The sequence below is a fragment of the Methylobacterium sp. C33D genome (assembly GCF_053345825.1).
Genome location: NZ_JBKFAV010000037.1, coordinates 36,127 through 58,550, shown reverse-complemented (window position 1 = coordinate 58,550; position 22,424 = coordinate 36,127). Strand labels below are relative to the sequence as shown.

The window sequence follows — 22,424 nt, the reverse complement described above, 5'->3', positions numbered from 1 at the left end:
GTGGTTTTTGAATCAGAACCAGTGGTAAAATTTTGATAGCCACCGATCTGCTGTGTCAATTCGGCGCCAGAAGTATTTGAAGATGTTAATTTGCGAAATTTCATCAGTTCTAGGAAAAACTGCGCTTCGAATTTTTTGTCAGAATAGAACTCTTGCAAATATTCACTCATGTTTGTTCGAAGCTGTCTTGTCCACATCACTGAAGCCAGCGGCACGGAGTGGGTAAGCATCCTCGCTCAGAACAGTGATATATCCGCACGCATCTGGCGTGTATTGCGCACCCGAAAGACCGATCACCGTTCCGGTTCCAAGTGGGACCACCAACTCGATCATCGCGCTCTCGAAGACGCCGCGTGACATGGCCCATCCGTGCTGCGGTGGTTCTGGTGGCGTCCCGGCCGCCCTCTCCCGCCGGTAGAACTCGATCAGCCCGTCGCCTGGAAGGACGCCGGCCAGCTCGTTGAACGCGTCGGCGGCCGCGTCGACCTGGTCGTCGTGGCTGCCGGCCGGGAACATCCCCAGCTCCTCCAGGAACGCCTCGTTCCACGGTCCGCGCAGGAGCATCACGTTGCCGACCTCGACCTGGCTGGACAGCGGCTTGGCGCGCACCTCCTTCGCGCCGGTCGGCGCCACCGCGCTGACGATGAAGCCCGCGAGCGCCGTGACGTAGTCCTCGGCCTGCGCGATGCCGGCCTGCCCCGCATCCTTCGGGATCCGGATGCCCACCGCGGCCCCGTCCTGGCCGGCGGTGTTGATCAGCCGCTGGCGGACCTTGCCCGGCGTCTCGCGCACCCGAACCACGTCGACGATGTAGAACCGCTTGTCCGCCCCGCGGCCCATCTTCACGCCGACCGTCCAGTCCGGGTCGGCGCCGGGCCGCTTCACCGTGCCGGCGAAGTCCCAGGCGCGCACCCACTTCTCGATCGGCGGCAGGGCATCGACGATCCCGATCCCCGCCCGGTCGAACAGCCCGCCCGCGCGCGGCGCCGGCCGCTGCTGGAACTGGCCGGCCACCGCGTAGGCGCCGAGCGGGATCTTGTCGCGCTCGACCACCGCCCGCGGGAAGCGCTCCGGGAACAGCAGCGCGCCGTCCAGCGTGCGCGGATCCGCGAAGATCGGCGTCCGGCAGGCGCGGTCCGGCTCGAACTCCATCGGCAGCATCAGGTGGACGTAGCCTAGCCCGAGCCGCAGGATCTCGCCCGAGACGTCGCGCTCGTGCAGGCGCTGCATGATCACCACGATTGCTGAGCGCGCGGGATCGTTGAGGCGCGTCGTCACCGATTCGCGGAAGATGCGCAGCGTCCGCTCGCGCTCCGTCTCGCTCTCGGCGGTCTCGGTCGAGTGCGGATCGTCGATGATGACGCGGTCGCCGCGACCCGCGGTCAGCGAGGCGAACGGCATGCCCTCGCGCGAGCCGGTCGCCGTGTTGGCGAAGGAAATCTCGCCGGATCGGGACAGGGCGACGTGGGGCCAGAGCGCCTGGTACCACGCGCTCGACACGAGGTCGCGCATGCGCCGCGCGTCGCGCTTGACGAAGTCCTCCTTGTACGAGGTGGTGAGGTAGCGCAGGCCGGCGAGGCCGCACGGCCCCCATTCCCAGGCCGGCCAGAACACCGAGACGATGAGCGACTTCATCGTGCCCGGCGGGACGTTGATCAGCAGCCGGTTCTCCAGCCCGAGGGCGAGGAAGCGCCCGTGGGTGATCGCCTCCAGGTGCGCGCAGAGCGCCTCGATGTGCCAGCCGTGCACGTAGGGCTGGTTGGGCTCGAGGACGTGCCACGCCTCCTGGACGAAGCCGGCGAGCGACGCGCTGCGGGTCCGGACCCGCTCGCGCTCGGCCCTCTCGCTACGCCGCGCCTGCTCCGCCCGGATCTCCGTCAGCAGCTGCGCCGGCGGCGGCAAGCGGACCGAAGAGACTTGCGAGCGCGGCCAGTTGCTCATCGGTTGCGCCCGTCAGGTCGACCGAGATCGGGCCACCGCCGAGGCCGCCGTGCTCGTGCGCCTGGGTCGACTTGCCGTAGCCGCGGTCGAGGATCTCCCGGATCGCCGCGACCGCCGCGTTCTCCGGCGTCTTCGCGTTGCTGGCGATGGCCACGAGGCGCGCGACCATCTTCGGGCCGTGCTCCTGGCAGAGCGTCTTGATCTCCGCCGTGGCCTTGTTGCGCGCGCCCTTCGGCCGTCCACGGGGCATCGAATTTCCACGGCTATTTAATTCGGGGTCGCGCCGGCGAGATTCGGATCACGGTCGCTCGGCGGAGCAGCGGTGCCCGATCGCGCGCGGAATCCAGGCTGTGCATGTCGCGCGTGGGCAGATGGTCCCGACGCTGACACGTGATCCGGTAGTTCCGGCAGGCGCACCCTCCACAGAGCGCAGCTCACGATCCGGCCGTCCACGATCGGGATAGACTCAGATCCGGGTTTCCAAGTCAAGCCGCAACCGGGTCGCCAAGTTGGTCGGGTGTGAATTCGACCGGCGTGGCGCGGCCGAAGAGGCTGACCTCCGCGCGCACGAGCCCGTTGCTGAGAACATCCTGGACCTCGGCGAAGAACGACATGAACGGCCCGTTCAAGATCCGGCGCAGCTCGCCGACCTGAAGCAACGCGGCCTCCCGGAGCCGCTTCGCCCGGTCCGTCTCGTCGACGCCCGCGATCCGATCCGCCAGGGCCTGCAGGACCGAACCCGGGATCTCCAGCGGCGCGCGCCGGCCGAGCACGTCGATGACGTGGCGGCTGTCGAACAGCGGCTCGGTCCAGCGCCGGGCGTGGCGCTGCCTGTCGAGCCCGACGAACAGGTACGAGGCGAAGAAGATCGCCTGCGTGTCGATCTTGCGCCCGCGCCGGACCACGGTGACGCGGTAGCGCGGCAGCCACCAGTCCATGGCCAGCTTCCCGAACTCCTCGGCGGCCGAGGCCTCGTGCAGCGGCAGCGTGTGGACCACGAACCACGTCAGGCTCTGGTCGATCACCGCGTGCTCGGCCCTGATGCGGGATCCGTTCGTTCCGCGCTTACGACCCATGTCACACTCCTCGATCGCACGCGATCATCTCGGCCGCAGGGCGCGGGCCGGTTCTGCGCGGCGCCGTCACGCGGCCTCACCGATCAGCAGCCGCGGCGGGATCCGGCATCCAGGCTGGCCCGGGGGCGGGCCGAACAGCGATTCCGACCACGTCGCCGGGTTCTCGCGGAATCGGGCGATCCAGGTCCGCAGGTCGGCCTCCGGCCAGCGCAGGCCGCCGGGCAGGTCGATCATCTCGTCGAGCGGTATCGGCGCCGGCGGCACGGCGGGCAGGCCCTGCGCGGCGCGGCTCCGGCGCTGGGCGGCGACGCACTCGGCGACCGCGTTGGCCAGTAGCGCCCAGGTCCGGATCGGCACGCGGCGACTGACCGCGAGGTCGAGGATCGCCGGGACGATCTCCCGCTCGAGGTCGAGGCCGTCCGCCTCCAGCCGCGCCATCGGACCGACGACGGGGTCCAGGCACCAGCCCGGGGGCAGGGCAGTCCGGCACCGGTGCTCGACCCGGTCGAAGTTCGCCCGGTTGTTCCAGGGCGGCGCAGCGTCCGCGCGGGGTACAGGATCACAGGCGGCCGCCGGTATATCTTTCTTCTTCCCTTCTTCTTCCCCTTCCCTTGGTGAACGTAACGGTCCGCGCGTGGCGACCGTGACGGTATCGTCACGTCGATCGTCGCGTGGGTCGTGACGTTGATCGTGACGACCATCGTTACGGTCGGCCGGTTCGTTGAGAAGATTGGGTTTTTCGCCGCCGGGCGGGGTCGTCTCGGGATCACCCTTGCGCTGACGGGCCCGCGTGGCCGCGGCGGTCCGCTCGCGCCGCGCGTCCTTCGCCTCCGCGGCGCGCAGCACGTCTTCGCACAGGACCCGGTGATAGTAGCGGCCGTCCGCGCACAGGACGAAGCCGCGCAGGGCCATCGTCCGCACCTTCTTCCAGCGCGGGCCCGCCCCGGAGAAGGCGGCGAGCAACCGGTCGTCGTCGGGCAGCGAGCCCGCCGGGCGCTGGCGCCAGGCGTGGCACCACAGGGCGACCGCTGCCTTGAACTCGTCGCCGGTCGAGAGCGCCCACAGCTCCGAATGGAACAGCCGGTCCGTGTGCAGGAGGAAGCCGTGGATCCCGTCCACGTCGATGTCGGCCGGCACCAGCGGATCGGGCAAGGGCGCGGACGCGTCGGAATGTTGGCTCATAGCAGGCCTCGTGCGGTCTGGGCGATGGCGGAGGCGGCCACGTCGCACCACAAGTCGAGGGTGGGGCATGGGCCGGAGCGGTTCTTGGCGAGGATGAGCTCGAGGGCGTTCTGCCGCTCGATCAGGCGCGCGCCGATCTCGGGATCGCCCCCGGAGGCCTTAAGCTTGCGCTCCAGGTAGTAGGCCTCGCGGTACAGCATCAGCACCGCATCGGCGTCCTGCTCGATCTCGCCGGAATCGCGCAGGTCCGCGAGGTTCGGGCGGCGGTCGGCCCGGTCCTTGGCCTCGACGGCGCGGTTGAGCTGCGTCAGCAGCACCACGCAGATGTCCTCGGCCTTGGCGAGCTGCTTCAGGCTGCCCGTGATCTCGCCGATCTCCAGCACCCGGTTGCCCTGGTACCGGTCCGAGACCTTGATGAACTTCAGATAGTCGATGAACACGACGCCGAGGGCGATGCCCTGCCGGGCGAGGCGCCGCTTCTCGACCTTCACGGCCGCTGCGATCTGCGCGAGGCTGACGCTGGGTTCGCAGGTCAGGGTGAGGTGCAGGCGCTCGAACCGCTGCATCGCCTCGTCGAGGCGCGCCAGCTCTTCCTCGTCGAGGTCGACGGCCGCCATGATCCGGCCAAAGGGCAGCGGCCGGTTGTGCCGATAGGACAGGTCGGCGAGGTAGCGGGCCATCTGCTGGTCCCGGGTCACCTCGCACTGGAAGGCGAGCACGCCGGCCGCGCGGGCGGCGAGGCGGCTCAGCGTCGTCATCGCCACCGTCTTGCCCATGCCGGGACGCCCGCCGAGGATCCAGAGCTGGCCGCGCTGAAATCCGCCGTTGGTGGCGCGGTCGAGGTCGGGCAGCCCGGTCGGGATCGCGGTCGAGCGGATGAGACCCGAGCGCAGGCCATCGATCCGCTCGCGCATCCAGGCGGCGGACTGCGCCGCGCTCTGCGCCGTGGAGCCCAGGCCCGGCTCCGCGTCGATCAGGTCGAGCAGGCGAGACTCGGTGGCCGCGATCAGGTCGCGGGGCGCCTGCTCCACCGGCGCCTCATAGGCGCCGTTCACCAGCTCCTCGCCGATGGTGATCAGGCGACGGCGCACGGCGAGGTCGTGGATCGTGCGGGCGTAGGCGCCAGCGTTGACCACCGTGGTGGCGTCGGAGGCCAGCCGCGCGAGGTACTGGATCACCGTCTGGCCGCCGAAATCGGCGTCGCCCAGATAGGTCTTCAGGGTGATCGGGGTCGCGACCGTGCCGCCCCGGATCAGTGCGCCGGCCACTGCGAAGATCTGGCGGTGCGCCTCCTCCATGAAGTGCTCGGGCAGCAGGAAGTCCGCCACGCGGTGATAGGCGTCGTTGTTGACCAGGATCGCGCCGAGCAGCGCCTGCTCCGCGTCGACGTTGTGCGGGGGTGCCCGGTATTCCGGCCGGATCGCCTTGAGGCGCGCGGTGATGGCGTGCGGGAGGTTCATGCCGCGCGCCTCCGGGCTCGCGCCGGCAGCATCGCCTCCGGAAGCATCAGGGCGCCCTGGACGAGCCGCGGCGGCAGTTCCGTGCCGTCGGGACGGTAGCCCCGGCCGGGCTCGGGCGAGCGTCCCGAGGTCGCGTGCCAGACGAGACCGTGGTGCTCGGCGAGCGTCAGCACGGTCTCGCGGCTGCCCCGGCCGAGCACCGCGCCGGCGCGGATGAGGATCCAGCGCATCGGGCTACTCCGCGACCGCGGGCGTGGCCAGGGACGCGAGCGGACGCATGTCGCCCCGCGGCCGGGGACCGTCCGAGTTGTCGGCCATCGCGGGCCTCCAGGTTGCGCGGGGCACGCCCCGCGGGGGGCGGAAATTCTCAGCCCGGGGCGCGGGGTAGTTCGGCCAGCGTCCCCGGCATCACGCGCGCAGGCGCGACCGCAGGTCCCGGATCGCGGCCAGACCGAAGCGGCCCAGCGACCGAAGCAGCTTCACGAACCGCACGTCGCGTCTCCTCTCGGGCCGCCGTCGCGGCCTCCAGCCGCGCGCTCGCCGCATCGAGCCTCGCGCAGAGCGTGTTGATGTTGAGCCAGTCGTGGAGACCGACCGAGACGTCGGCCGCGCGCCCGATCACCTTGCGCACCCACGACGGCGAGCGGCCGAGGCATCCCCCGACATCGTCGTAGGCTGCCATCAGCGAGCCCGTGCGATCCTTCCGATCCAACACGAGCCGCAGGAGCGGATCCCGGGCGACCTCGTTGGCCTGCTCCACAGTCACCATGCGACGCCACCGCGATTTTGACCGCATTCGATCAGTCCTCCATGCGAGATCCTCGGCGGGGCCGAAGCACGGCGTGCGGACGGGAGGCGACGGAAGCGGCGGAGGAGAACGGCGACACCCCGGCTGCGATGCGGCCAGCGAGGCAGCTGGGGCGTGAGGAAGAAGCCGGCATGAGGTCCGGCGAGCGGCAAGCTCCGGGCAGGGCCGGCGCGGTGTCTGCGGGTGCGGCGCGCGGCCCGCGCGCGCAGGGATTCGCGGGTGCCGGCGGCCGTGCCGCGAGGGAGGCAAGCGGGATGGAGACTGGACCGGAGATCCACGCGCTTAACGGCTTCCTGGTGGCGCCGTTGCCTGGGCCGGGCGGCCCCTACGTGCTGATGACCACCGGCGGCCGCGTGCAGGATCCGCGCGCTCGTGCGGGGCCCGTACTGCACACGGTCGGGATGCGCGTCGGTCAGGCTCGCGACCTCGCTGCAGCTCTGCTCGAGGCCGCCGATGTGGCCGAGGCCTCGGGCGGCCGGTAGCTGGTTGCGCGGGCGCGGACCGGGCGGCATCAGACAGCCTCCTCCCGTGCGGCATCGACCGGATCGTCCGCGTCGCGGCGCGGGATGAAATCGGCGGCCGTCACCGGGCGCGGGAGGTCGCGGGAGGCGGCGATGATCTGGGGCGCTCGGCGGATCGGGATGAGGCCGCGCTCCATCCAGCCCTGGATGGTCGAGGGCGGCGTATCGCGGAGCTTCGACGCCATGGGTCGAATGCCACCGAATCGCCGGATGATGCGCTCTGCGGGCGTCATGCATCGATACGTACGCAATGAGCGTACGTACGTCAACGTGGAAAGCGTACGACTCCGTGCGTCATAGCTGCGCCATGGTCACAACCAGCGCCCGGCCCGTCGCGGAACGTCTCGCCCACCTGCGCGAGCGTGCCGGCATGTCCCTCGAGCAGGTAGCTCGGGAGGCCGGTTACCGGGGCCGATCCAGCATCCAGCGCTACTTCGAGGATCAGACGATCGAGTCGCTTCAGCCGAAGGTGGCGGCCAAGCTCGCCCGCGCCCTTGTCGGTAAGGGGACGCCGCCGATTCAGCCGGCCGAACTGATCGTGCTCGTGCACGGCGACGCGGATCACGGCGCGTGGATGGCGCAGCTTGAGACCATGCCTCTCGCAGCGTCCACAATTTTGAAGCTGCCGCCCCATGAACCCCGGGACTCAGCATCTAGCGTCCTCCTGATTCGTTCCGGCATGTTGCCCGTCATGGGACCAGCACATGCGAGCAACTGGATGGAGAGAAGCCCGTCTTTAGACGAGCCGGAGGACTGGATCTCTGTCCCGAACGAGCATTACGTCAATAAAGCCGGGCAGTACGTCCTTCGAATTGTTGGATCATCACTTAATAAAGTGGCGCCTGATGGGCATTATGCTATCTGTCAGCGCTACGGCGAGGGCCGGAACGCACCGCCGAATGGGAAATACGTCCATGTCGAGCGGTCGCGCGGCGACTTCATCGAGTGGACCATCAAGAAGGTCCGGTCCGACGGAGACCAAGTCCTCCTGTACCCGGACAGCACGCATCCAGATCACCAGCAGGCGCTCGATTTCGGCGCCGGCGAGGACCATGTCCGCATCCTCGGGATCGTCACGGGCTGGTATCGACCGGCATAGATCCGACGCCACGATCCGGAGAGGACGTGCGCGGCGGCCTATTCGATACCCTCTTCGTTGTCGGCTACCCCGCGACGCTCGCCGCCACCGCCTGCGCGCCGCTCGGCAGTGCAGTGGCTTCAGAGCGTGGCCGAATTCCATGGACCGGCAATCATTCTGACGGGTGGTCAGGCCGTTCCTGCCGATCGCAGGCTCATGCGCAGGCCTCAACAAGGGATTGACGTACCCGCAGGCCAAACGGCCTGATCGTTCGTACGTTTTGTCCGATCGTACGCTTTATGCGTTGACGATACGTACGCTCCATGCGTACAAAGCTGCATCGCCCGCCGCGATGGAGCTTCTCGTGTCCGAAGCCGCCCAATCTCACATCAGCCTCACCTTCGGGGCCTCCGCTTCGGGCGGAAGCGTCCACCTCCCATCCGTGTCTGAGGACCGCTGGATCGTCGTTATGGATCGCGCCTACGCGGTTCGCAGCGCCCGCGGCCTCGAAGCCGAGGGCTTCGACTGCATCGCGGCCGCGCGCCACTGGATCGAGGAGCGTGAGGCCGAGGAGGCCGACGAGCTGGCAGCCATTGCGGATTGTGAAGCCGACCAGATCCGCGAGGCCGCCTGACATGGCCGGCCATGCCTTCGATCATATGACCCTCGAGGAGCGCCGCCAGCGGCTGGACGCACAAGCGGCGGTCCTCGCCAACCAGCAGGCGGCCCGCCGCTTCGCCCTCCAGATCGCGCCGGCCGATCGGGCGGCCGCTGAATGCCTACCGCGCGAGGAGCGCCTCCGCTCCACAGCAGGCCTCCGCGGGAGCCCCATCATGCCCCTGTCCGCTTGGCGCGGCCGGTCCGGCCGCCGCTACGTCGTGCGGGTCCTGCCCATCCCGGTCGTCGATGCCGAGGAGCTGTGCGACGCCGTCGTGATGCTGGTGAGCCGCGACGACTCCGGTCTCGCCGAGATCCGGGGCGTCTCGATCGTCCGCGGCCTCGCCTCTGCGCAGGCCCTGATCGATGGCCTGCCGCCAGCCGTGACCGAACTGCACGCGCACCGGCTGGCCGAAACCGATACCGACCGCGCCGCCATCCTGAACGATCTCGGCAGCGTCACGACCGGGCGGCGCCGGTGACCGCCCGCAGCGAGAGAGGGGAGAGCAGCCGGTGAGCCAGCCGCAGATGCAGATCGTCGCCACCGAGGCGACGTCCCAGGCCGTGACAGCGGCCTCGCCGAGCGAGGGCGCCACGGTCCTCTCGATCATCGAGCGGATGGCGCGCGATCCGAACGTCGATCCCGACCGGGTCGAACGATTCCTGGTCATGGCCCGGGAGGATCGTGCCGAGCGCGCCCGGGTGGCCTTCATCGCCGCCATGGCGGCCTGTCAGGCCGAGCTGCCGCGCGTCCTGCGCGATGCCCGGAACACGCATTCCGGCGCCCCCTACGCGCGCCTGGAAACGATCGCGCGGGCCACGCAGCCGGTCATCGCGCGGCACGGCTTCTCGCTCTCGTTCGACACCGGGGCGTCGCCGATCCAGGGGCATCTGCGGGTGAAATGCACCTGCGCCCACGAGGCCGGGCACGAGCGCGTCTACCACCTGGATCTGCCGCCCGACACGGCTGGCGCACAGGGGAAGGCCAACAAGACGCCCATCCAGGGCATCGGGTCGACGATCACCTACGCGCGCCGCTACCTCGTCCTGCAGGTCTTCAACATCGCCCTGACCAACGATCCGGACGACACCGACGGGGCGTCCGGATCGGACGCGTCGGCGGACGTGATCTCGGACGCGCAGGCCGAGACGTTGCGCAACCTACTCACCGAGCATGGAATCGCGCCGGCCAAGTTCCTGCGCGTCTTCGCTGTCGAGAGCGTGCCCGACCTTCCAGCAAGCCTCTACAGCGAGGCCCTGGACGCCATTGAGCGCGCCGTCGCCCGGCGTGCCCAGCCGGAGGGCCGCTGACATGGCCGAGATGATCCAGGGCAGCCCAGAGTGGCTGGACGCCCGCTGCGGCAAGGTCACGGCCTCGCGCGTCGCCGACGTGCTGGCGGTCAAGCGCGACGGCAAACCGACCGCGGAGCGCGAGCGCTATCTGATGGAGCTCGTGGGCGAGCGCCTGACCGGCCTCGCGACGCAGCACTACCTCACCGCCGCGATGCTCGAGGGCTCGGAGCGGGAGCCGCAGGCCTGCGACGCCTACGAGTTCCTGTACGGCGTCGACACCGTGAAGGTCGGGTTCGTCGACCATCCGACGATCGCGATGGCCGGGGCCAGCCCGGATCGGCTCGTCGGCTGGGACGGCCTCGTCGAGTTCAAGTGCCCGACCTTGCGCACCCATCTGGAGACGCTGCTCGCCGGTGAGATCCCGGAGGAGCATCGGCCGCAGATGCGCTGGCAGATGGCCTGCACGGGCCGGGTGTGGTGCGACTTCGCCTCGTGGCATCCGAGCGTACCGCCGGCCCTGCGGCTGTGGGTGAAGCGGCTGCACCGGGACGACGCCCAGATCGCGAAGGACGAAGCTGCCGTGAACGCTTTCCTCGGCGAGGTCGAGGTCCGGATGGCGGCCCTCCTGGCCATCGGGACGGCCGAGGCCGCTTGATGCCCGGCCACCCGCACCATCGACAGCCGCGCCGGCTCCTCGAGCACCACACCGAGATTGCCAGCCGAGCGCCAGACCGTGCGTCTGATGCGCCCTTCGATCTTCGGGATCTCCAGCACGAACATGCGATGAAGCGCCTAGGAGGGGAAAGTGCGGCATAGCGGTCGCCCGCCCGAGCGGACCACAATTCCGTTCGCGCCCAAAGGGCTCTCTCGCCAAGAGGTGGCCCGCTACGTCGGGGTGTCTACGACGACCTTCGACGCGATGGTGCGCGAACAGCTGATGCCGCGGCCCAAACTCGTAGGCACACGCGTGCTCTGGGACCGTACCCAGGTCGACCTCTTCTTCGAGGCGCTGCCGGAACGCGAGCCAGTTCAGGAGAGCGACGAAGATATCTTGGCGAGGCTCGGGTGACCCGCATTCGAGTGAAAGGGTTCCAGATCTTCGCGGATCGGCACGGCGTTATGCGATGCTACCACCGGAAGACTGGCGAAAAGATCGACCTGAAGAAGGCGCCGCTCGGATCCGCTGCGTTCTTCGCGGAGGTGGCCCGGATCGGAAAGAGCGCCGTGTCGGCCGCCGCGCCCAAGGTCGGCACGCTCGGCAGCCTGATCGTCGCCTACCGCGCGCACGCGGCTTTCACCGACTTAGCTCCGCAGACACGCGCAGACTACCAGAAGGTCCTCGATTACCTGAAAGACATCGACGGCACGGACCTTTCTCGGTTCACGCGCCCGTTCGTGGTGAAGGTGAGAGACCGCGCAGCGGAGCGGAAGGGCCGTCGATTCGGCAACTACGTGAAGGCGGTGCTGTCGCTACTCTTCGCCTGGGGGTCGGAGCGCGGCCACCTGCCGGCAAACACTGCCGCCGGCATAAAGGATCTGCGCAAGAAGAAGGGCGAACCCGACGCCAATCGGCCTTGGTCGGACGCCGAGCGCGAAGCTGTGCTGGCCGCTGCGCCGCCGCACATCCTCACTCCGGTCGCCTTGATGATGTTTACCGGCCTCGGACCGAAAGATGCGCTCGGCCTGCCGCGGGGGGCCTTTCGCGATGGCGAGTTGTCGACGAGCCGCGCCAAGACGGGCGAGCCTGTGTTCTGGCCCGCACCGCTACCGCTAGCGATGATCCTGGCTGCCGCGCCCGAGCACACAGCACCGACTCTGTGCGCGAACTCCGAGGGTAAGCCCTGGACGCTCAGCGGATTCCGCGCGTCATGGCGGCCGATTCGGCTGAAACTGGAGAAGGCCGGGAAAGTGCAGCCGGGTCTCACCCTGTACGGGCTGCGGCACACCCTGGCCGTCGTGCTGCGCGAGATCGGCCACGATGAACGTGCGATCGCCGACGCCCTCGGCCAGCGCACGATCGAGATGGCGCGCCACTATGCGAAGGGGGCCGATCTGGCTCCGAAGATGCGGGCGCTGGTGTCTTCCTTGGACGCCGAGTTCGCGCGTCGCAGCGCGAGCGGGCGTCAAACCTTGGCGCCAAAAACGTCAAACCCGCCTGAAGGCGGGTTCGGTCTAGCAAGAAAAAACAAGGAGTTAGATGGTAGCGAGGGAGGGATTTGAACCCCCGACACAAGGATTATGATTCCTCTGCTCTAACCAGCTGAGCTACCCCGCCACGAGCCGCGAGCGTCCGCGAGGACGTCGCGTGCAGTGGCGGCGGTATAGGGAGAGCGAGCACGCGATGTCAACGGTTTCCGGTGCGCAAATCGCGCGCCCGCAGGCATGACGGTCCACGTGACCGGGAGGGCGACAGGGACAGGCCCTGCTGTCACCGAAAAGCACCTCGCGCCGCCGCGGCGGCCATGTCCGATTCCTGCGGGCCCGCTAGGTTCCCGCAGGGGCCACCCGAAGGCCCGTCTGATCGCGGAGCGTTCGATGACAGCGCGCATGAGCCATCGCTGGACCACCAGCCTCGCCGCCCTTCTCGTCCTCGGTGTGCCGCTCGCCGCAAGCTCGGCCGCCGCGGCGGGTCAGGACGTCACCTACCGCGCGGCGCTCACCGGCACCGGCGAGGTCCCGGCGACAGCGTCTCCCGGCAAAGGCGAGATCACCGCGACCTTCGATCCCGCCACCAAGCGCCTGAGCTGGTCGGGCCAGTACAGCGGCCTCACCGGCCCGGTCACGGCCGCCCATTTCCACGGGCCGGCCAAGGCGGGCGAGAATGCCGGCGTGCTCGTTCCCGTGACGGCGGCGAGCAGCCCCTTCACCGGCGAGGCGACCCTCGACGACGCCAAGGCCGCGGATCTCGCGGCGGGGAAAATATACTTCAACCTCCACACCGCCGCGAATCCGAAGGGCGAGCTCCGCGGCCAGCTGGAGCGCGCCCCCTGATCCGGAACGGCGCGAGCCTCGACGTGCCCGGCCGCGCCCGGTAGGCGGATCCCGTCCACCTGCCGGAGCCTTCGATGAAGCAGATCGACGCCATCATCGCCTGGACGCCCGTTCGCTGGGCGGACCTGAGGCCGCAAACAGCCGGGCAGGTCGTCGTCCTGCCCGCGCCCGACACGGCCGGAGAGGCCAAGCGCTACATGATGCGCGCCGGCGCCAGCTCGTCGGCACTGGCCACGCTGCCGGACGAGGCGCGCATCGCGCGTCTGTTCATCGATTTCCAGACCTTGGTCGTCCGCGACGGGATCGACCCGCAGGTCGCCCACCGCGCGTTCCTGGCGATCGACGAGTACCGGTTCCGCATCGCTCCCGACACCGAGGGCGCGGAATTCGAGGACCCGCCGGAGGAAGACTAGCCTCGCCCCGTCGGAGCGGCCCGCGTCGCTCACGGAAGGGTGAGAATTAAGAATGCACACGGCCCGGGAGCGCCCTATCTCCCGGCGGGTCATCCACCCGTCGGAGGCCGGCCATGCCCGTATCCCGTCGCGCCGTCATCGCCGCGGCCGCACTCGCCCCGCTCGCCGGCCGCCTCGCCGCCGCGGCGGAACCGCTGATCCGCCGCCCGATTCCGTCGACCGGCGAGATGCTCCCGGCCATCGGGATCGGCACGTCCCGGCGCTACGAGGTCGAACCGACGCCCGAGGCGGTGGCGCCCCTGAAGGCGGCGGTCAACACCTTCGTCGATCTCGGCGGATCGGTGATCGACACGGCCCCGAGCTACGGCACCGCCGAGGACGTCCTCGGCCTGATCCTGGCGGAGCCCGGGCTGCGCCAGAAGATCTTCCTCGCGAGCAAGGTCGACACGACCGGCCGCGACGCGACGCTCGCGGAGTTCGAAAGATCGCTGAAGCGCATGAAGGTCGACACCGTCGACCTGGTGGCGGTCCACAACCTGATCGACGTGAGCAACAATCTGGCGGTCCTGCGCGATCTGAAGGCGCAGAAGCGCATCCGCTACGTCGGCGTCACGGTCTGGCGCGACAATCAGCTCGATGCCTTGGAAGCCGTCATGAAGCGCGAGAGCCTCGACTTCATCCAGGTGAACTACGCCATCGACAACCGCGCCGCCGCCGAGCGCGTGCTCCCGCTGGCCGCGGATCGCGGCGTGGCGGTGATGACCAACGTGCCGTTCGGCCGCGACCGCCTGTTCAAGGCGGTCCAGGGCAAGGAGCTGCCGGCATTCGCCAAGGATCTCGGCTGCGCGAGCTGGCCGCAGGTCTTCCTGAAATACGTTCTCGGCAACCCGGCCGTGACCTGCCCGATCCCCGGCATGGCGAAGGCCGCCTATGTCGAGGACAACCTCGGGGCCGCGCGGGGCAAGCTGCCCGACGCGGCGCAGCGCAAGCAGATGGAGACGTTCATCGATGCGGTCTGATCTCACCTCGCGCCGCACGGCGCTCGCCCTGGCGGCCGGCCTCGTCGTGGCCGCCGCTGTCCCCACGGCCGTGCCCGCCTCGGCCCAGGACGGCCCGAAGAAGATCCGGATCGGAGTGATCGGCGCCGGGAACATCGGCGGCACGATCGGGACGCTCTGGGTCAAGGACGGCCACGAGGTCATGTTCGCCTCCCGCCACCCGGAGCAGCTCGCCGCGATGGTCTCGGAGCTCGGGCCTAAGGCCAAGGCCGGCACGCCGGAGGAGGCGATCAAGTTCGGCGACGCCGTGTTCATCGCCGTCCCGTACAAGGCCTATCCGGACCTCGCGAAGGAGATCGGACCGTCCTTGAAGGGCAAGGTCGTCCTCGATGCCGGTAACGCCACGCAGAAACGCGACGGCGCGCTCTACGACGAGGTCCAGGCCGACGGGATCGGCGCGACCTCGGCCAAGTACTTCCCCGGCGCCAAGATCGTGCGTGCCTTCAACGCGGCCAACTACAAGGTCTTCGCCAAGGAGGGCGCGGACGGCGGCAAGGGTCGAGCGGGCGGGCGCATGGCGATCCCGATCGCCGGGGACGACCCGGAGGCGCTGACGGTCGCCGAGGGCCTCGTCCGCGACGCCGGGTTCGACCCGGTGGTGGTCGGCCCGCTCAAGGACGCCGACAAGTTCGCCATGGGCAGCCCGGGCTTCGGTCACGACGTCACCGCGCCGGAGATGCGCGAGAAACTCGGACTGGCGAAGTAGGCGCGTCGCCCGACCCCTCGCCGCGCCCTGCGCCGGCGAGGGGCCCGACCGAGCCTTCCCCGAGGGAGGCCCGTCCGGGGAAGAAGCCCATTCCGGTGAGATCGGCCCATGCCTGAAACCGCCCCCGCCCGCGGCACGCTCGCGCGCCTGATCGACGTTCAGCCCGGGGAGGGCCGGGCGCTGGCGTGGTCCTGGGCCTACATCTTCTCGATTCTCGCCGCCTACTACGTCCTGCGCCCGATTCGGGATCAGATGGGCGTCGCCGGCGGCATCGAGAACCTGCCCTGGCTGTTCACCGCCACCCTGGTGGGGATGCTCGCCCTCAACCTGCCCTTCGCCTACCTGGTGAAGCGCATGCCGCGCGCGCGGTTCGTGCCGATCACCTACCGGTTCTTCGCGGCCAACATCCTGGCCTTCGCGCTGACGCTCTACCTCGCGCCCGCCGAGTGGGGCGTTTGGATCGGCCGGGTCTTCTTCGTCTGGCTGTCGATCTTCAACCTATTCGTGGTGTCGATCTTCTGGGCGACGATCGTCGACGTGTTCTCGAACGCCCAGGGCAAGAGGCTGTTCGGCTTCATCGCGGCCGGCGCCACGCTCGGCGCCATCGCGGGCTCGGCGACCACCGCGATCCTGGCCAAGAACGTCCCGACCTGGGGCCTGATGCTCTGCGCCGTGGTGCTCCTGGAAGTCGCGGTGTTCTGCATGCGCGGGCTCGCGGCGCTGTCGACCCAGCTGCACGAGGTGCCGGGTCGCGACGGAGGCGTCGAGGGCGGTCAGGACCGGACGATCGGGGGCAGCGTGCTCGCCGGCGTCACCCGGACCCTCGCGTCGCCCTACCTGCTCAACATATCACTGTTCCTGCTGCTGTTCTCCGTGACGTCGACCTTCCTGTACTTCGAGCAGGCGGGTATCGCGAAGCGCAGCTTCCCGGATCGCGGCGCGCAGACGGCGTTCTTCGCCAGCGTCGACCTGGCGGTGAACGTCCTGACGCTGGGGATCCAGCTGTTCCTGACCGGACGGATCGTGAACCGCATCGGCGTCGCCCTGACGCTGGCGATCCTCCCGGCCTTCAGCATTCTCGGCTTCGCGGCGCTCGCTCTCTGGCCGACGATCGGGGTGATCGTTGCGTTCCAGGTGCTGCGCCGGGCCGGCAACTTCGCCATCGCCCGTCCGGTGCGCGAGGTGCTGTTCACGGTGGTCCCGCGCGAAGACCGCTACAAGGCCAAGAGCTTCATCGACACGGTGGTCTACCGGCTCGGCGATCAGGTCGGCGCGTGGTCGTTCACGGGTATCCAGGGCATGGGGCTCGGCAGCGCCAGCGTGGCCGGCGCCGCGATCCCGCTGTCGATGGCGTGGCTCGTGAACAGCGTCTGGCTCGGGCGCGCGCAGGACCGGCGCCGCGCAGAACAGGCCGCTGAGACGGGCGTCGCTCCTCAGCCGACGGCCCCGGTCGTTCGCGCGGCGGCCTCGCTCGACGGGTGACCGCCGCCGGCCCGCCTATCGGTGCCGCATGAAGTCCCAGACCAGGTACGCCGGGAACGGCAGCATGATCGCGAAAAAGATCCAGTCGAACATCTGAGGCATGAAGCCGTCTCCCGCTCGGCCCCCCGAGGTTCTACCGGCACGACCGGGTGAAGTTCCGCGCGGCCTCGGCGCCCGTTAAGAGGCGGTTTACCCTGACGGGCGAGGTATCGCGCTCGTTCCGGGCTGGAGACAGACATGGCGGGACCCGCATGGTCGACGCCGCGGCGCCATTGGCGCGCAGCCGGGCCCGCGATGGCCGTGCTCGGGCTCCTCGCGCTCTATCCGGCACCCGTCGCCGCGCAGGAGCCCCTCTACATCCGCATCCGCCCGCTTCCGGACGCCGAGGCCGCGCGCGCGGCGCGGGAGATGCTCTGGGCTCGCCGGCAGGCCCATGCGCGCGCGGTGATCGAATCGGTCTGCACCGGGTGCCTCGGCGCCTGGAAGCCCGAACCGGCCACACCACCGACGCCCGCGCCGGCGCAGGACAGGATTGCGAACCTCACCGTCCCGATAGGGGTTGAACTCGACCCCGGCTCCGGGGCATCCGAGCCTCATCCCGATCCATCGATTTCCGAGAGGCATCCATGACGCAAGCGCATCCGACCAGCGGCGCCGAGCCCGAAGTCGATTGCCCGGTGACCCTCGAGGTTCTGGGCTCCGTGTACCGGGCCGACGATTTCGATCTGCCGCTGATCCTGGAGCAGATCCCGCCGCTGAAGCGCGCCCAGCTCGCCGCCTACCTCTACGGCAAGAGCCACATGCACAAGCTCGGGCTGAAGGTCGCCCGCTCGTGCGAGCGCGACGACCTGATCCGCGTGGCGGGCGAGATCGGCTCGGTGATCCACGGCCAGGCGCATCTGAAGCCGTCGCGCCCGGCTCCCGAGGTTGCCCCGCAGCTGCGCGCCAAGACTCCGCCCGGCCAGAAGAAGGTGAGCCTCGCCGGCGCCGCCGCCAAGCCCGCGATCAGCCTCGGCGGCTCGGCCAAGGTCCGCAACTTCGACTGAGGTCCGTCGCGCCGGTCCGGCCTGGATCGCCGGCCGGGATCGCCGCGCGGCTCGCCGCGTCGGCGGATCCGGGTCCCGGACCGGGCGGGATGGCCCCGGGGCGAGGGACGAGGCTTTGACCGGCGGGTGAATCTGGCGATTTCGTGGGTGTCGGCACGTCGGCGGGCCGGACAATCCGGACTTGTGCGTTGCACGCGCCGCGGCCTTCGGATAATCGCCCGCGATGAACACCGACCACGACAAGATCCTGATCGTCGATTTCGGCTCTCAGGTGACGCAGCTCATCGCCCGCCGGGTCCGCGAGGAGGGCGTCTACTGCGAGATCGTGCCCTTCACGAAGGCCGAGGCCGCGTTCCGCGAGCAGAGGCCGAAGGGCGTGATCCTCTCCGGCGGCCCCGAATCGGTGACTGTCGAGGCCTCGCCCCGCGCGCCCCAGCTCGTGTTCGATTCGGGCGTCCCGGTCTTCGGCATCTGCTACGGCCAGCAGACCATGGCGGCCCAGCTCGGCGGCGCCGTCGAGGGCGGCCACCACGCTGAGTTCGGCCGCGCCGAGGTCGAGATCCTGGCCGACTGCCCGCTGTTCAAGGGCGTCTGGCACAAGGGCGAGAAGTACCCGGTCTGGATGAGCCACGGTGACCGCGTCACCAAACTGCCGGACGGCTTCACCACCGTGGCGATCTCCCGGAACGCGCCGTTCGCGGCGGTGGCCGACGAGGCCCGCAACTACTACGCGGTGCAGTTCCACCCGGAGGTGGCGCACACGCCCCACGGCGCCCTGCTGATCCGCAATTTCGTGCGCGACGTCGCGGGCTGCTCGGGCGACTGGACCATGGGCGCCTACCGCGAGGAGGCGACCGCCAAGATCCGCGCGCAGGTCGGCTCCGAGAAGGTGATCTGCGGCCTCTCGGGCGGCGTCGATTCGGCGGTGGCGGCGGTGCTGATCCACGAGGCGATCGGCGATCAGCTGACCTGCGTGTTCGTCGACCACGGGCTCCTGCGTCTCGGTGAGGCCGAGCAGGTCGTGGCGCTGTTTCGCGACCACTACAACATCCCGCTGGTCCACGTGGAGGCGTCGGGGATGTTCCTCGCGGCGCTGGAGGGCGTCAGCGACCCGGAGGTCAAGCGCAAGACCATCGGCCGCCTGTTCATCGACGTGTTCGAGGCCGAGTCGAAGAAGATCGGCGGGGCGAAGTTCCTCGCGCAGGGGACGCTCTACCCCGACGTCATCGAGAGCGTGTCGTTCACGGGCGGACCGTCCGTGACGATCAAGAGCCACCACAATGTCGGCGGCCTGCCCGAGCGCATGAACATGAAGCTCGTCGAGCCGCTCCGCGAGCTGTTCAAGGACGAGGTCCGGGTGCTCGGCAAGGAACTCGGCCTGCCCGAGGGCTTCGTCGGCCGCCACCCGTTCCCGGGCCCGGGCCTGGCGATCCGCTGCCCCGGCACCATCACCGGCGAGAAGCTGGAGGCCCTGCGCAAGGCCGACGCGATCTACCTCGACGAGATCCGGCAGGCCGGTCTCTACGACACGATCTGGCAGGCCTTCGCGGTGATCCTCCCCGTGAAGACCGTCGGCGTGATGGGCGACGGCCGCACCTACGACCACGTCTGCGCGCTGCGCGCCGTCACCTCGGTCGACGGCATGACCGCCGACTTCTACCCGTTCGACATGGCCTTCCTGGGCCGGGTCGCGACCCGGATCATCAACGAGGTGAAGGGCATCAACCGGGTGACCTACGACATCACCTCGAAGCCCCCCGGCACGATCGAGTGGGAGTGAGCCGGCCTCCGGTCCGATCCCGCGCCGTCACGGGTTGCAGAGCGCTGGCTCGACCGCCCTCATCGCCGGGCGGAACGCCGCGAGATGCAGCCCGTCGCGCAGGGCCCCGGGCTTGGCGTAGCCGGTGTCGCCGTCGCGCAGGGCCGCGAACGGGTCCGTGAAGACGCAGCCGAGCCGCCCGCAGAGGTCCTGCAACCGGCGCGAGTAGTCCGCGACCGCACCCGCCTCGACCAGCTTGCCGATCTCGCGGCCGACCGGGGGGAGGGCGGTCACCACGACGCGCGGGCTCAAGGCCTGGAGCCGCTTGACGATCGTCTCGGCGGCGGCCTCGAACTGCTCCGTCGGCTTGTGCAGCTGCGGGTTGTTCTTCACCAGGATGTCGTTGGTCCCGATGGTCAGGATCGCGAGCCGGGGATGGACCGCGAATTTCAGGCGCGCGAGGTAGTCCGCGTAGCTGGCCGCGGTCGCGCCGCTGATCCCGCCATTCAGGAACGCGAGGCCGCAGGGCCGCTGGCTCCCGGGCTGCAGCTCCACCTGGGAATCGCCCGCCCAGAACACGTAGCCCGGCGGTGCCTCGTCGAGGCTCACCTGCACGGCGATGAGGCGCATCTCCGCGTAGGCCCGCGCGTCGGCCCCCGGCCGATGGAGGCGCCACCCCGCGAATCCGCCGATGGCGAAAAGGGCGAGCCCGCCGAGAACGAGGAGAACGGCGCGCTTCACGGCTCGGCCCCGGCCCGCTCGACGCGAGCGTCGGGCCGCGCGTCCGTCGTGGCGTAGTAGGGCTTGATGTCGAGGAGCGGCGTGCCGTCGAGGCAGTCGAGCCCGCGCACCCGGAGGGTGTCGCCGTCGCGGCCGAGCAATTCCACGACGGAAAGGGCAATCGGATTGGGGCGAGCGGGCGAGCGCAACGAGAAGGTGCCGCGGGGGCCGTCGGCGTGGCGCGGCCGCTGGATCACGAGGCCGCGGGTCGCCCGGTCCATCCAGTAGAGCAGGATCAGGTGCGTGCAGCCCGTGACGTTGCGCAGGCCGGGGGCGTAGGCCGGATCGACCTCCACGGTGCAGACCGCGTCGGTCTGCAGGCCGTTCTTCGGGCAGTCGGACCGCGTCTGCCAGGGCGTGCGCAGGCGGCCGATGAAGTGGAGGCCCGCGTCGTAGGTCGCGGGCAGGGCGGCCCGCTCTTCGCCGGGACGGGTCCCGAACCCGTCCGCGTCCGCTCCCGCGTCCATTCTCGCGTCCCTGCCGCCTCGCTCCGCGCCGGCCGGCTTGTCGGCCATGTGTCCGCGGCCCGCAACCCCGCATCTCGCCCCCGGGTGGCGCGGGGTGTAGATCCGGCAGCAGCGATGGAGGCGACATGATCGAGCGGGAATTGCGGCCGATGCAGGCGGTGGCGGATGCCGCGACCGCCATCGACCGGCTGGTCGAACTCTACGACGACGCGGCCGGCGCCCTGCGGACCGCCCTCGAGCGCTATCTCGCCGGCGGGCCTCCGCCGGACGCCACGGAGCGGCTCGCCTTCCGCTACCCGGAGCTGCGGATCAGCTACCGCCCGGACGGGCCGCTGCCGCGCGTCCGGCGCGCCACCGCCAAGCTCCAGGCCGCCGGCACCTACGCCACGACGGTCACGCATCCGGGCTTCTTCCGAACCTACCTGACCCGTCAGCTGGAGCCGCTGATCGCCGATTACGGCGTCGCCATCGAGGTCGGCCTGAGCGCCCAGGAGATTCCCTATCCGTACGTTCTGGAGGCCGGGCTGGACGCGCGCGGGCGGACCGTCGACGGCGCCGACCTCGCCACCTACTTCCCGGTCCCGCTCCTCTCGCTCGTGGGCGACGAGATCGCCGACGGGACCTTCGACCAGATCGCGGGGGAGCCGCTGCCCCTGGCGCTGTTCGACGCGGTGCGGGTCGATTACTCGCTCCGGCGCCTGGTCCATTACACCGGCTGCGACTGGCGCGACGTCCAGCCCTGGATCCTGCTCACCAACTATCACCGCTACGTCGACCAGTTCGTCCGCCACGGGCTGGAGCGGCTCGCCTCGGGCGCGGAGGGGTTCGAGCGGCTGGTCCTGCCGGGCGGCGTGTCCGTGAGCCGCGCGGAGGCGGCCGGTGCGGACCCCGCCGCGGTGATCGCGGCGTCCCCCTGGCACCGGCACCAGATGCCGGCCTACCATCTGGTGGCGCGCGACGCCGACGGGACCCAGCAGGGCACGACGCTGGTCAATATCGGTGTCGGGCCGTCGAACGCGAAGACGATCACAGACCACCTCGCCGTCCTGCGTCCGGATTGCTGGCTGATGGTCGGCCATTGCGGCGGCCTGCGGCAGTCGCAGACGATCGGCGACTACGTGCTGGCGCACGCCTATCTTCGCCGCGACCGGATCCTCGACGAGCTCGTCCCGCCGGACGTGCCGGTGCCGGCCCTCGCCGAGGTCCAGGTCGCCCTCCAGGATGCCGCCGCCGCGGTGACGGGCGAGCAGGCCGACGCGCTCAAGCGACGCCTGCGCACCGGCACCGTGGTCACCTACGACGACCGCAACTGGGAACTGCGCTTCAGCCAGGAGCGGCGTCGGATCAACCAGTCCCGGGCGGTTGCGGTGGACATGGAGAGCGGCACCGTCGCCGCCCAGGGCTTCCGCCTGCGCGTGCCCTACGGCGCGCTGCTCTGCGTCTCCGACAAGCCGCTCCACGGCGAGATCAAGCTGCCGGGCGCCGCCAACGCCTTCTACGACCGGGCCGTCTCGGAGCATCTCCAGGTCGGCCTCGCGGCCCTCGACGGGCTGCGGGCGGACCGGCAGGGACTCCACTCGCGCAAGCTGCGCAGCTTCGACGAACCGCCCTTCCGGTGAGGCGATGCGCGGATCACCGTCTCAGCGACCGACTGCCACGCCGTCAGCTATACTCAAGCTTGGATACGACCATTCCGAGCGGTGTTG

General features: G+C 69.8%; 27 protein-coding genes and 1 tRNA gene. 17 read left to right on the top strand and 11 right to left on the bottom strand.

Annotation, left to right across the window (positions count from 1 at the left end):
* Window positions 1–162: 162 nt before the first annotated feature.
* From terL to ACLBXO_RS24765, 7 genes are all read right to left on the bottom strand, one after another.
* Window positions 163–1,941: a phage terminase large subunit gene (gene terL / locus ACLBXO_RS24795; RefSeq protein WP_447687032.1), complete on the bottom strand. Its 1,779-nt coding sequence runs from the start codon at window positions 1,939–1,941 to the stop codon at window positions 163–165.
* Window positions 1,847–2,191 carry a hypothetical protein gene (locus ACLBXO_RS24790; protein ID WP_447687031.1) on the bottom strand — a complete coding sequence of 115 codons (345 nt, stop codon included), beginning with the start codon at window positions 2,189–2,191 and terminating at the stop codon, window positions 1,847–1,849. Before ACLBXO_RS24790 ends, terL begins: the two co-directional genes overlap by 95 nt.
* Window positions 2,192–2,426: 235 nt before the next feature.
* Window positions 2,427–3,017 (bottom strand): transcription termination/antitermination protein NusG, encoded by a 591-nt coding sequence (nusG, locus tag ACLBXO_RS24785; RefSeq protein ID WP_447687030.1) that lies wholly within the window; start codon window positions 3,015–3,017, stop codon window positions 2,427–2,429.
* Between the two features lie 66 nt (window positions 3,018–3,083).
* Window positions 3,084–4,199 (bottom strand): DUF1376 domain-containing protein, encoded by a 1,116-nt coding sequence (locus tag ACLBXO_RS24780; protein WP_447687029.1) that lies wholly within the window; start codon window positions 4,197–4,199, stop codon window positions 3,084–3,086.
* Window positions 4,196–5,659 (bottom strand): DnaB-like helicase C-terminal domain-containing protein, encoded by a 1,464-nt coding sequence (locus tag ACLBXO_RS24775; protein WP_447687028.1) that lies wholly within the window; start codon window positions 5,657–5,659, stop codon window positions 4,196–4,198. Before ACLBXO_RS24775 ends, ACLBXO_RS24780 begins: the two co-directional genes overlap by 4 nt.
* A complete protein-coding gene (locus ACLBXO_RS24770; protein WP_447687027.1) occupies window positions 5,656–5,889 on the bottom strand; it encodes a hypothetical protein in 234 nt (77 codons plus the stop codon). The genes ACLBXO_RS24775 and ACLBXO_RS24770 overlap by 4 nt, the downstream gene beginning before the upstream one ends.
* A gap of 137 nt (window positions 5,890–6,026) precedes the next feature.
* Complete coding sequence (locus ACLBXO_RS24765) at window positions 6,027–6,428, bottom strand: hypothetical protein (protein WP_447687026.1); 402 nt, start codon at window positions 6,426–6,428, stop codon at window positions 6,027–6,029.
* A 293-nt stretch (window positions 6,429–6,721) separates the two neighbouring features.
* Between ACLBXO_RS24765 and ACLBXO_RS24760 the strand changes: the two genes are divergently transcribed.
* Entirely contained in the window at window positions 6,722–6,949 is a 228-nt protein-coding gene (locus ACLBXO_RS24760; protein WP_447687025.1) for a hypothetical protein, read from the top strand.
* Between the two features lie 29 nt (window positions 6,950–6,978).
* Here ACLBXO_RS24760 and ACLBXO_RS24755 read toward each other — a convergent pair whose 3' ends face one another.
* On the bottom strand, window positions 6,979–7,221 hold the full coding sequence (locus tag ACLBXO_RS24755) for a carph-isopro domain-containing protein (protein WP_427510080.1): 243 nt from the start codon (window positions 7,219–7,221) through the stop codon (window positions 6,979–6,981).
* Window positions 7,222–7,238: 17 nt separating this feature from the next.
* On the opposite strand from ACLBXO_RS24755, the gene ACLBXO_RS24750 reads away from it, so the two are divergent.
* From ACLBXO_RS24750 to ACLBXO_RS24720, 7 genes are all read left to right on the top strand, one after another.
* The gene (locus ACLBXO_RS24750) at window positions 7,239–8,087 is read left to right on the top strand and encodes a helix-turn-helix domain-containing protein (protein ID WP_447687024.1); all 849 of its coding nucleotides are present in this window, start codon (window positions 7,239–7,241) and stop codon (window positions 8,085–8,087) included.
* A 448-nt stretch (window positions 8,088–8,535) separates the two neighbouring features.
* The gene (locus tag ACLBXO_RS24745; protein WP_447687023.1) at window positions 8,536–8,700 is read left to right on the top strand and encodes a hypothetical protein; all 165 of its coding nucleotides are present in this window, start codon (window positions 8,536–8,538) and stop codon (window positions 8,698–8,700) included.
* 1 nt (window position 8,701) lies between these two features.
* Entirely contained in the window at window positions 8,702–9,205 is a 504-nt protein-coding gene (locus ACLBXO_RS24740) for a hypothetical protein (RefSeq protein WP_447687022.1), read from the top strand.
* A gap of 31 nt (window positions 9,206–9,236) precedes the next feature.
* Window positions 9,237–10,034 (top strand): ERF family protein, encoded by a 798-nt coding sequence (locus ACLBXO_RS24735; RefSeq protein WP_447687021.1) that lies wholly within the window; start codon window positions 9,237–9,239, stop codon window positions 10,032–10,034.
* Window position 10,035: 1 nt separating this feature from the next.
* Window positions 10,036–10,671 carry a lambda exonuclease family protein gene (locus ACLBXO_RS24730; RefSeq protein ID WP_447687020.1) on the top strand — a complete coding sequence of 212 codons (636 nt, stop codon included), beginning with the start codon at window positions 10,036–10,038 and terminating at the stop codon, window positions 10,669–10,671.
* Between the two features lie 150 nt (window positions 10,672–10,821).
* Window positions 10,822–11,085 (top strand): helix-turn-helix transcriptional regulator, encoded by a 264-nt coding sequence (locus tag ACLBXO_RS24725; protein ID WP_447687019.1) that lies wholly within the window; start codon window positions 10,822–10,824, stop codon window positions 11,083–11,085.
* A complete protein-coding gene (locus tag ACLBXO_RS24720; protein ID WP_447687018.1) occupies window positions 11,082–12,236 on the top strand; it encodes a tyrosine-type recombinase/integrase in 1,155 nt (384 codons plus the stop codon). Before ACLBXO_RS24725 ends, ACLBXO_RS24720 begins: the two co-directional genes overlap by 4 nt.
* Here ACLBXO_RS24720 and ACLBXO_RS24715 read toward each other — a convergent pair.
* Window positions 12,215–12,291, bottom strand: a tRNA-Met gene (locus tag ACLBXO_RS24715). The genes ACLBXO_RS24720 and ACLBXO_RS24715 overlap by 22 nt on opposite strands.
* A 260-nt stretch (window positions 12,292–12,551) precedes the next feature.
* Here ACLBXO_RS24715 and ACLBXO_RS24710 point away from each other — a divergent pair.
* The 8 genes from ACLBXO_RS24710 (at window position 12,552) to guaA (ending at window position 19,492) form a co-directional block, all read left to right on the top strand.
* The gene (locus ACLBXO_RS24710; protein WP_447687017.1) at window positions 12,552–13,007 is read left to right on the top strand and encodes a CHRD domain-containing protein; all 456 of its coding nucleotides are present in this window, start codon (window positions 12,552–12,554) and stop codon (window positions 13,005–13,007) included.
* Window positions 13,008–13,081: 74 nt separating this feature from the next.
* Complete coding sequence (locus tag ACLBXO_RS24705; protein ID WP_331315729.1) at window positions 13,082–13,420, top strand: hypothetical protein; 339 nt, start codon at window positions 13,082–13,084, stop codon at window positions 13,418–13,420.
* 113 nt (window positions 13,421–13,533) lie between these two features.
* On the top strand, window positions 13,534–14,439 hold the full coding sequence (locus tag ACLBXO_RS24700; RefSeq protein WP_447687016.1) for an aldo/keto reductase: 906 nt from the start codon (window positions 13,534–13,536) through the stop codon (window positions 14,437–14,439).
* The gene (locus ACLBXO_RS24695; RefSeq protein WP_447687015.1) at window positions 14,429–15,184 is read left to right on the top strand and encodes an NADPH-dependent F420 reductase; all 756 of its coding nucleotides are present in this window, start codon (window positions 14,429–14,431) and stop codon (window positions 15,182–15,184) included. Before ACLBXO_RS24700 ends, ACLBXO_RS24695 begins: the two co-directional genes overlap by 11 nt.
* Window positions 15,185–15,292: 108 nt before the next feature.
* Entirely contained in the window at window positions 15,293–16,666 is a 1,374-nt protein-coding gene (locus tag ACLBXO_RS24690) for an NTP/NDP exchange transporter (protein ID WP_331315724.1), read from the top strand.
* Between the two features lie 237 nt (window positions 16,667–16,903).
* Window positions 16,904–17,296 carry a hypothetical protein gene (locus ACLBXO_RS24685; protein ID WP_331315723.1) on the top strand — a complete coding sequence of 131 codons (393 nt, stop codon included), beginning with the start codon at window positions 16,904–16,906 and terminating at the stop codon, window positions 17,294–17,296.
* Window positions 17,293–17,712, top strand: a complete 420-nt coding sequence (locus ACLBXO_RS24680) for a hypothetical protein (RefSeq protein ID WP_331315721.1) — start codon at window positions 17,293–17,295, stop codon at window positions 17,710–17,712. Before ACLBXO_RS24685 ends, ACLBXO_RS24680 begins: the two co-directional genes overlap by 4 nt.
* A gap of 223 nt (window positions 17,713–17,935) precedes the next feature.
* Window positions 17,936–19,492 (top strand): glutamine-hydrolyzing GMP synthase, encoded by a 1,557-nt coding sequence (guaA, locus tag ACLBXO_RS24675; protein WP_447687014.1) that lies wholly within the window; start codon window positions 17,936–17,938, stop codon window positions 19,490–19,492.
* A gap of 27 nt (window positions 19,493–19,519) precedes the next feature.
* Here the strand turns inward: guaA and ACLBXO_RS24670 are convergent, their stop codons facing one another.
* Together ACLBXO_RS24670 and tsaA are read right to left on the bottom strand one after the other, a co-directional pair.
* The gene (locus ACLBXO_RS24670) at window positions 19,520–20,212 is read right to left on the bottom strand and encodes an SGNH/GDSL hydrolase family protein (RefSeq protein WP_447687013.1); all 693 of its coding nucleotides are present in this window, start codon (window positions 20,210–20,212) and stop codon (window positions 19,520–19,522) included.
* Window positions 20,209–20,718 (bottom strand): tRNA (N6-threonylcarbamoyladenosine(37)-N6)-methyltransferase TrmO, encoded by a 510-nt coding sequence (gene tsaA / locus ACLBXO_RS24665; protein ID WP_331315715.1) that lies wholly within the window; start codon window positions 20,716–20,718, stop codon window positions 20,209–20,211. Before tsaA ends, ACLBXO_RS24670 begins: the two co-directional genes overlap by 4 nt.
* Before the next feature lie 125 nt (window positions 20,719–20,843).
* On the opposite strand from tsaA, the gene ACLBXO_RS24660 reads away from it, so the two are divergent.
* The gene (locus tag ACLBXO_RS24660) at window positions 20,844–22,337 is read left to right on the top strand and encodes an AMP nucleosidase (protein ID WP_331315714.1); all 1,494 of its coding nucleotides are present in this window, start codon (window positions 20,844–20,846) and stop codon (window positions 22,335–22,337) included.
* Window positions 22,338–22,424: the final 87 nt, after the last annotated feature.

What these genes read in the sequence shown, in the direction of transcription:
- guaA (WP_447687014.1), top strand. Translation starts at nt 17,936, where the DNA reads ATGAACACCGACCACGACAAGATCCTGATCGTCGATTTCGGCTCTCAG.
- ACLBXO_RS24760 (WP_447687025.1), top strand. Translation starts at nt 6,722, where the DNA reads ATGGAGACTGGACCGGAGATCCACGCGCTTAACGGCTTCCTGGTGGCG.
- ACLBXO_RS24780 (WP_447687029.1), bottom strand. Translation starts at nt 4,199, where the DNA reads ATGAGCCAACATTCCGACGCGTCCGCGCCCTTGCCCGATCCGCTGGTG.
- ACLBXO_RS24755 (WP_427510080.1), bottom strand. Translation starts at nt 7,221, where the DNA reads ATGACGCCCGCAGAGCGCATCATCCGGCGATTCGGTGGCATTCGACCC.
- ACLBXO_RS24790 (WP_447687031.1), bottom strand. Translation starts at nt 2,191, where the DNA reads ATGCCCCGTGGACGGCCGAAGGGCGCGCGCAACAAGGCCACGGCGGAG.
- ACLBXO_RS24710 (WP_447687017.1), top strand. Translation starts at nt 12,552, where the DNA reads ATGACAGCGCGCATGAGCCATCGCTGGACCACCAGCCTCGCCGCCCTT.
- ACLBXO_RS24775 (WP_447687028.1), bottom strand. Translation starts at nt 5,659, where the DNA reads ATGAACCTCCCGCACGCCATCACCGCGCGCCTCAAGGCGATCCGGCCG.
- terL (WP_447687032.1), bottom strand. Translation starts at nt 1,941, where the DNA reads ATGAGCAACTGGCCGCGCTCGCAAGTCTCTTCGGTCCGCTTGCCGCCG.
- ACLBXO_RS24680 (WP_331315721.1), top strand. Translation starts at nt 17,293, where the DNA reads ATGACGCAAGCGCATCCGACCAGCGGCGCCGAGCCCGAAGTCGATTGC.
- ACLBXO_RS24740 (WP_447687022.1), top strand. Translation starts at nt 8,702, where the DNA reads ATGGCCGGCCATGCCTTCGATCATATGACCCTCGAGGAGCGCCGCCAG.
- ACLBXO_RS24765 (WP_447687026.1), bottom strand. Translation starts at nt 6,428, where the DNA reads ATGGTGACTGTGGAGCAGGCCAACGAGGTCGCCCGGGATCCGCTCCTG.
- ACLBXO_RS24690 (WP_331315724.1), top strand. Translation starts at nt 15,293, where the DNA reads ATGCCTGAAACCGCCCCCGCCCGCGGCACGCTCGCGCGCCTGATCGAC.
- ACLBXO_RS24770 (WP_447687027.1), bottom strand. Translation starts at nt 5,889, where the DNA reads ATGCGCTGGATCCTCATCCGCGCCGGCGCGGTGCTCGGCCGGGGCAGC.
- tsaA (WP_331315715.1), bottom strand. Translation starts at nt 20,718, where the DNA reads ATGGACGCGGGAGCGGACGCGGACGGGTTCGGGACCCGTCCCGGCGAA.
- ACLBXO_RS24685 (WP_331315723.1), top strand. Translation starts at nt 16,904, where the DNA reads ATGGCGGGACCCGCATGGTCGACGCCGCGGCGCCATTGGCGCGCAGCC.
- ACLBXO_RS24700 (WP_447687016.1), top strand. Translation starts at nt 13,534, where the DNA reads ATGCCCGTATCCCGTCGCGCCGTCATCGCCGCGGCCGCACTCGCCCCG.
- ACLBXO_RS24660 (WP_331315714.1), top strand. Translation starts at nt 20,844, where the DNA reads ATGATCGAGCGGGAATTGCGGCCGATGCAGGCGGTGGCGGATGCCGCG.
- ACLBXO_RS24695 (WP_447687015.1), top strand. Translation starts at nt 14,429, where the DNA reads ATGCGGTCTGATCTCACCTCGCGCCGCACGGCGCTCGCCCTGGCGGCC.
- ACLBXO_RS24745 (WP_447687023.1), top strand. Translation starts at nt 8,536, where the DNA reads ATGGATCGCGCCTACGCGGTTCGCAGCGCCCGCGGCCTCGAAGCCGAG.
- nusG (WP_447687030.1), bottom strand. Translation starts at nt 3,017, where the DNA reads ATGGGTCGTAAGCGCGGAACGAACGGATCCCGCATCAGGGCCGAGCAC.
- ACLBXO_RS24750 (WP_447687024.1), top strand. Translation starts at nt 7,239, where the DNA reads ATGAGCGTACGTACGTCAACGTGGAAAGCGTACGACTCCGTGCGTCAT.
- ACLBXO_RS24730 (WP_447687020.1), top strand. Translation starts at nt 10,036, where the DNA reads ATGGCCGAGATGATCCAGGGCAGCCCAGAGTGGCTGGACGCCCGCTGC.
- ACLBXO_RS24705 (WP_331315729.1), top strand. Translation starts at nt 13,082, where the DNA reads ATGAAGCAGATCGACGCCATCATCGCCTGGACGCCCGTTCGCTGGGCG.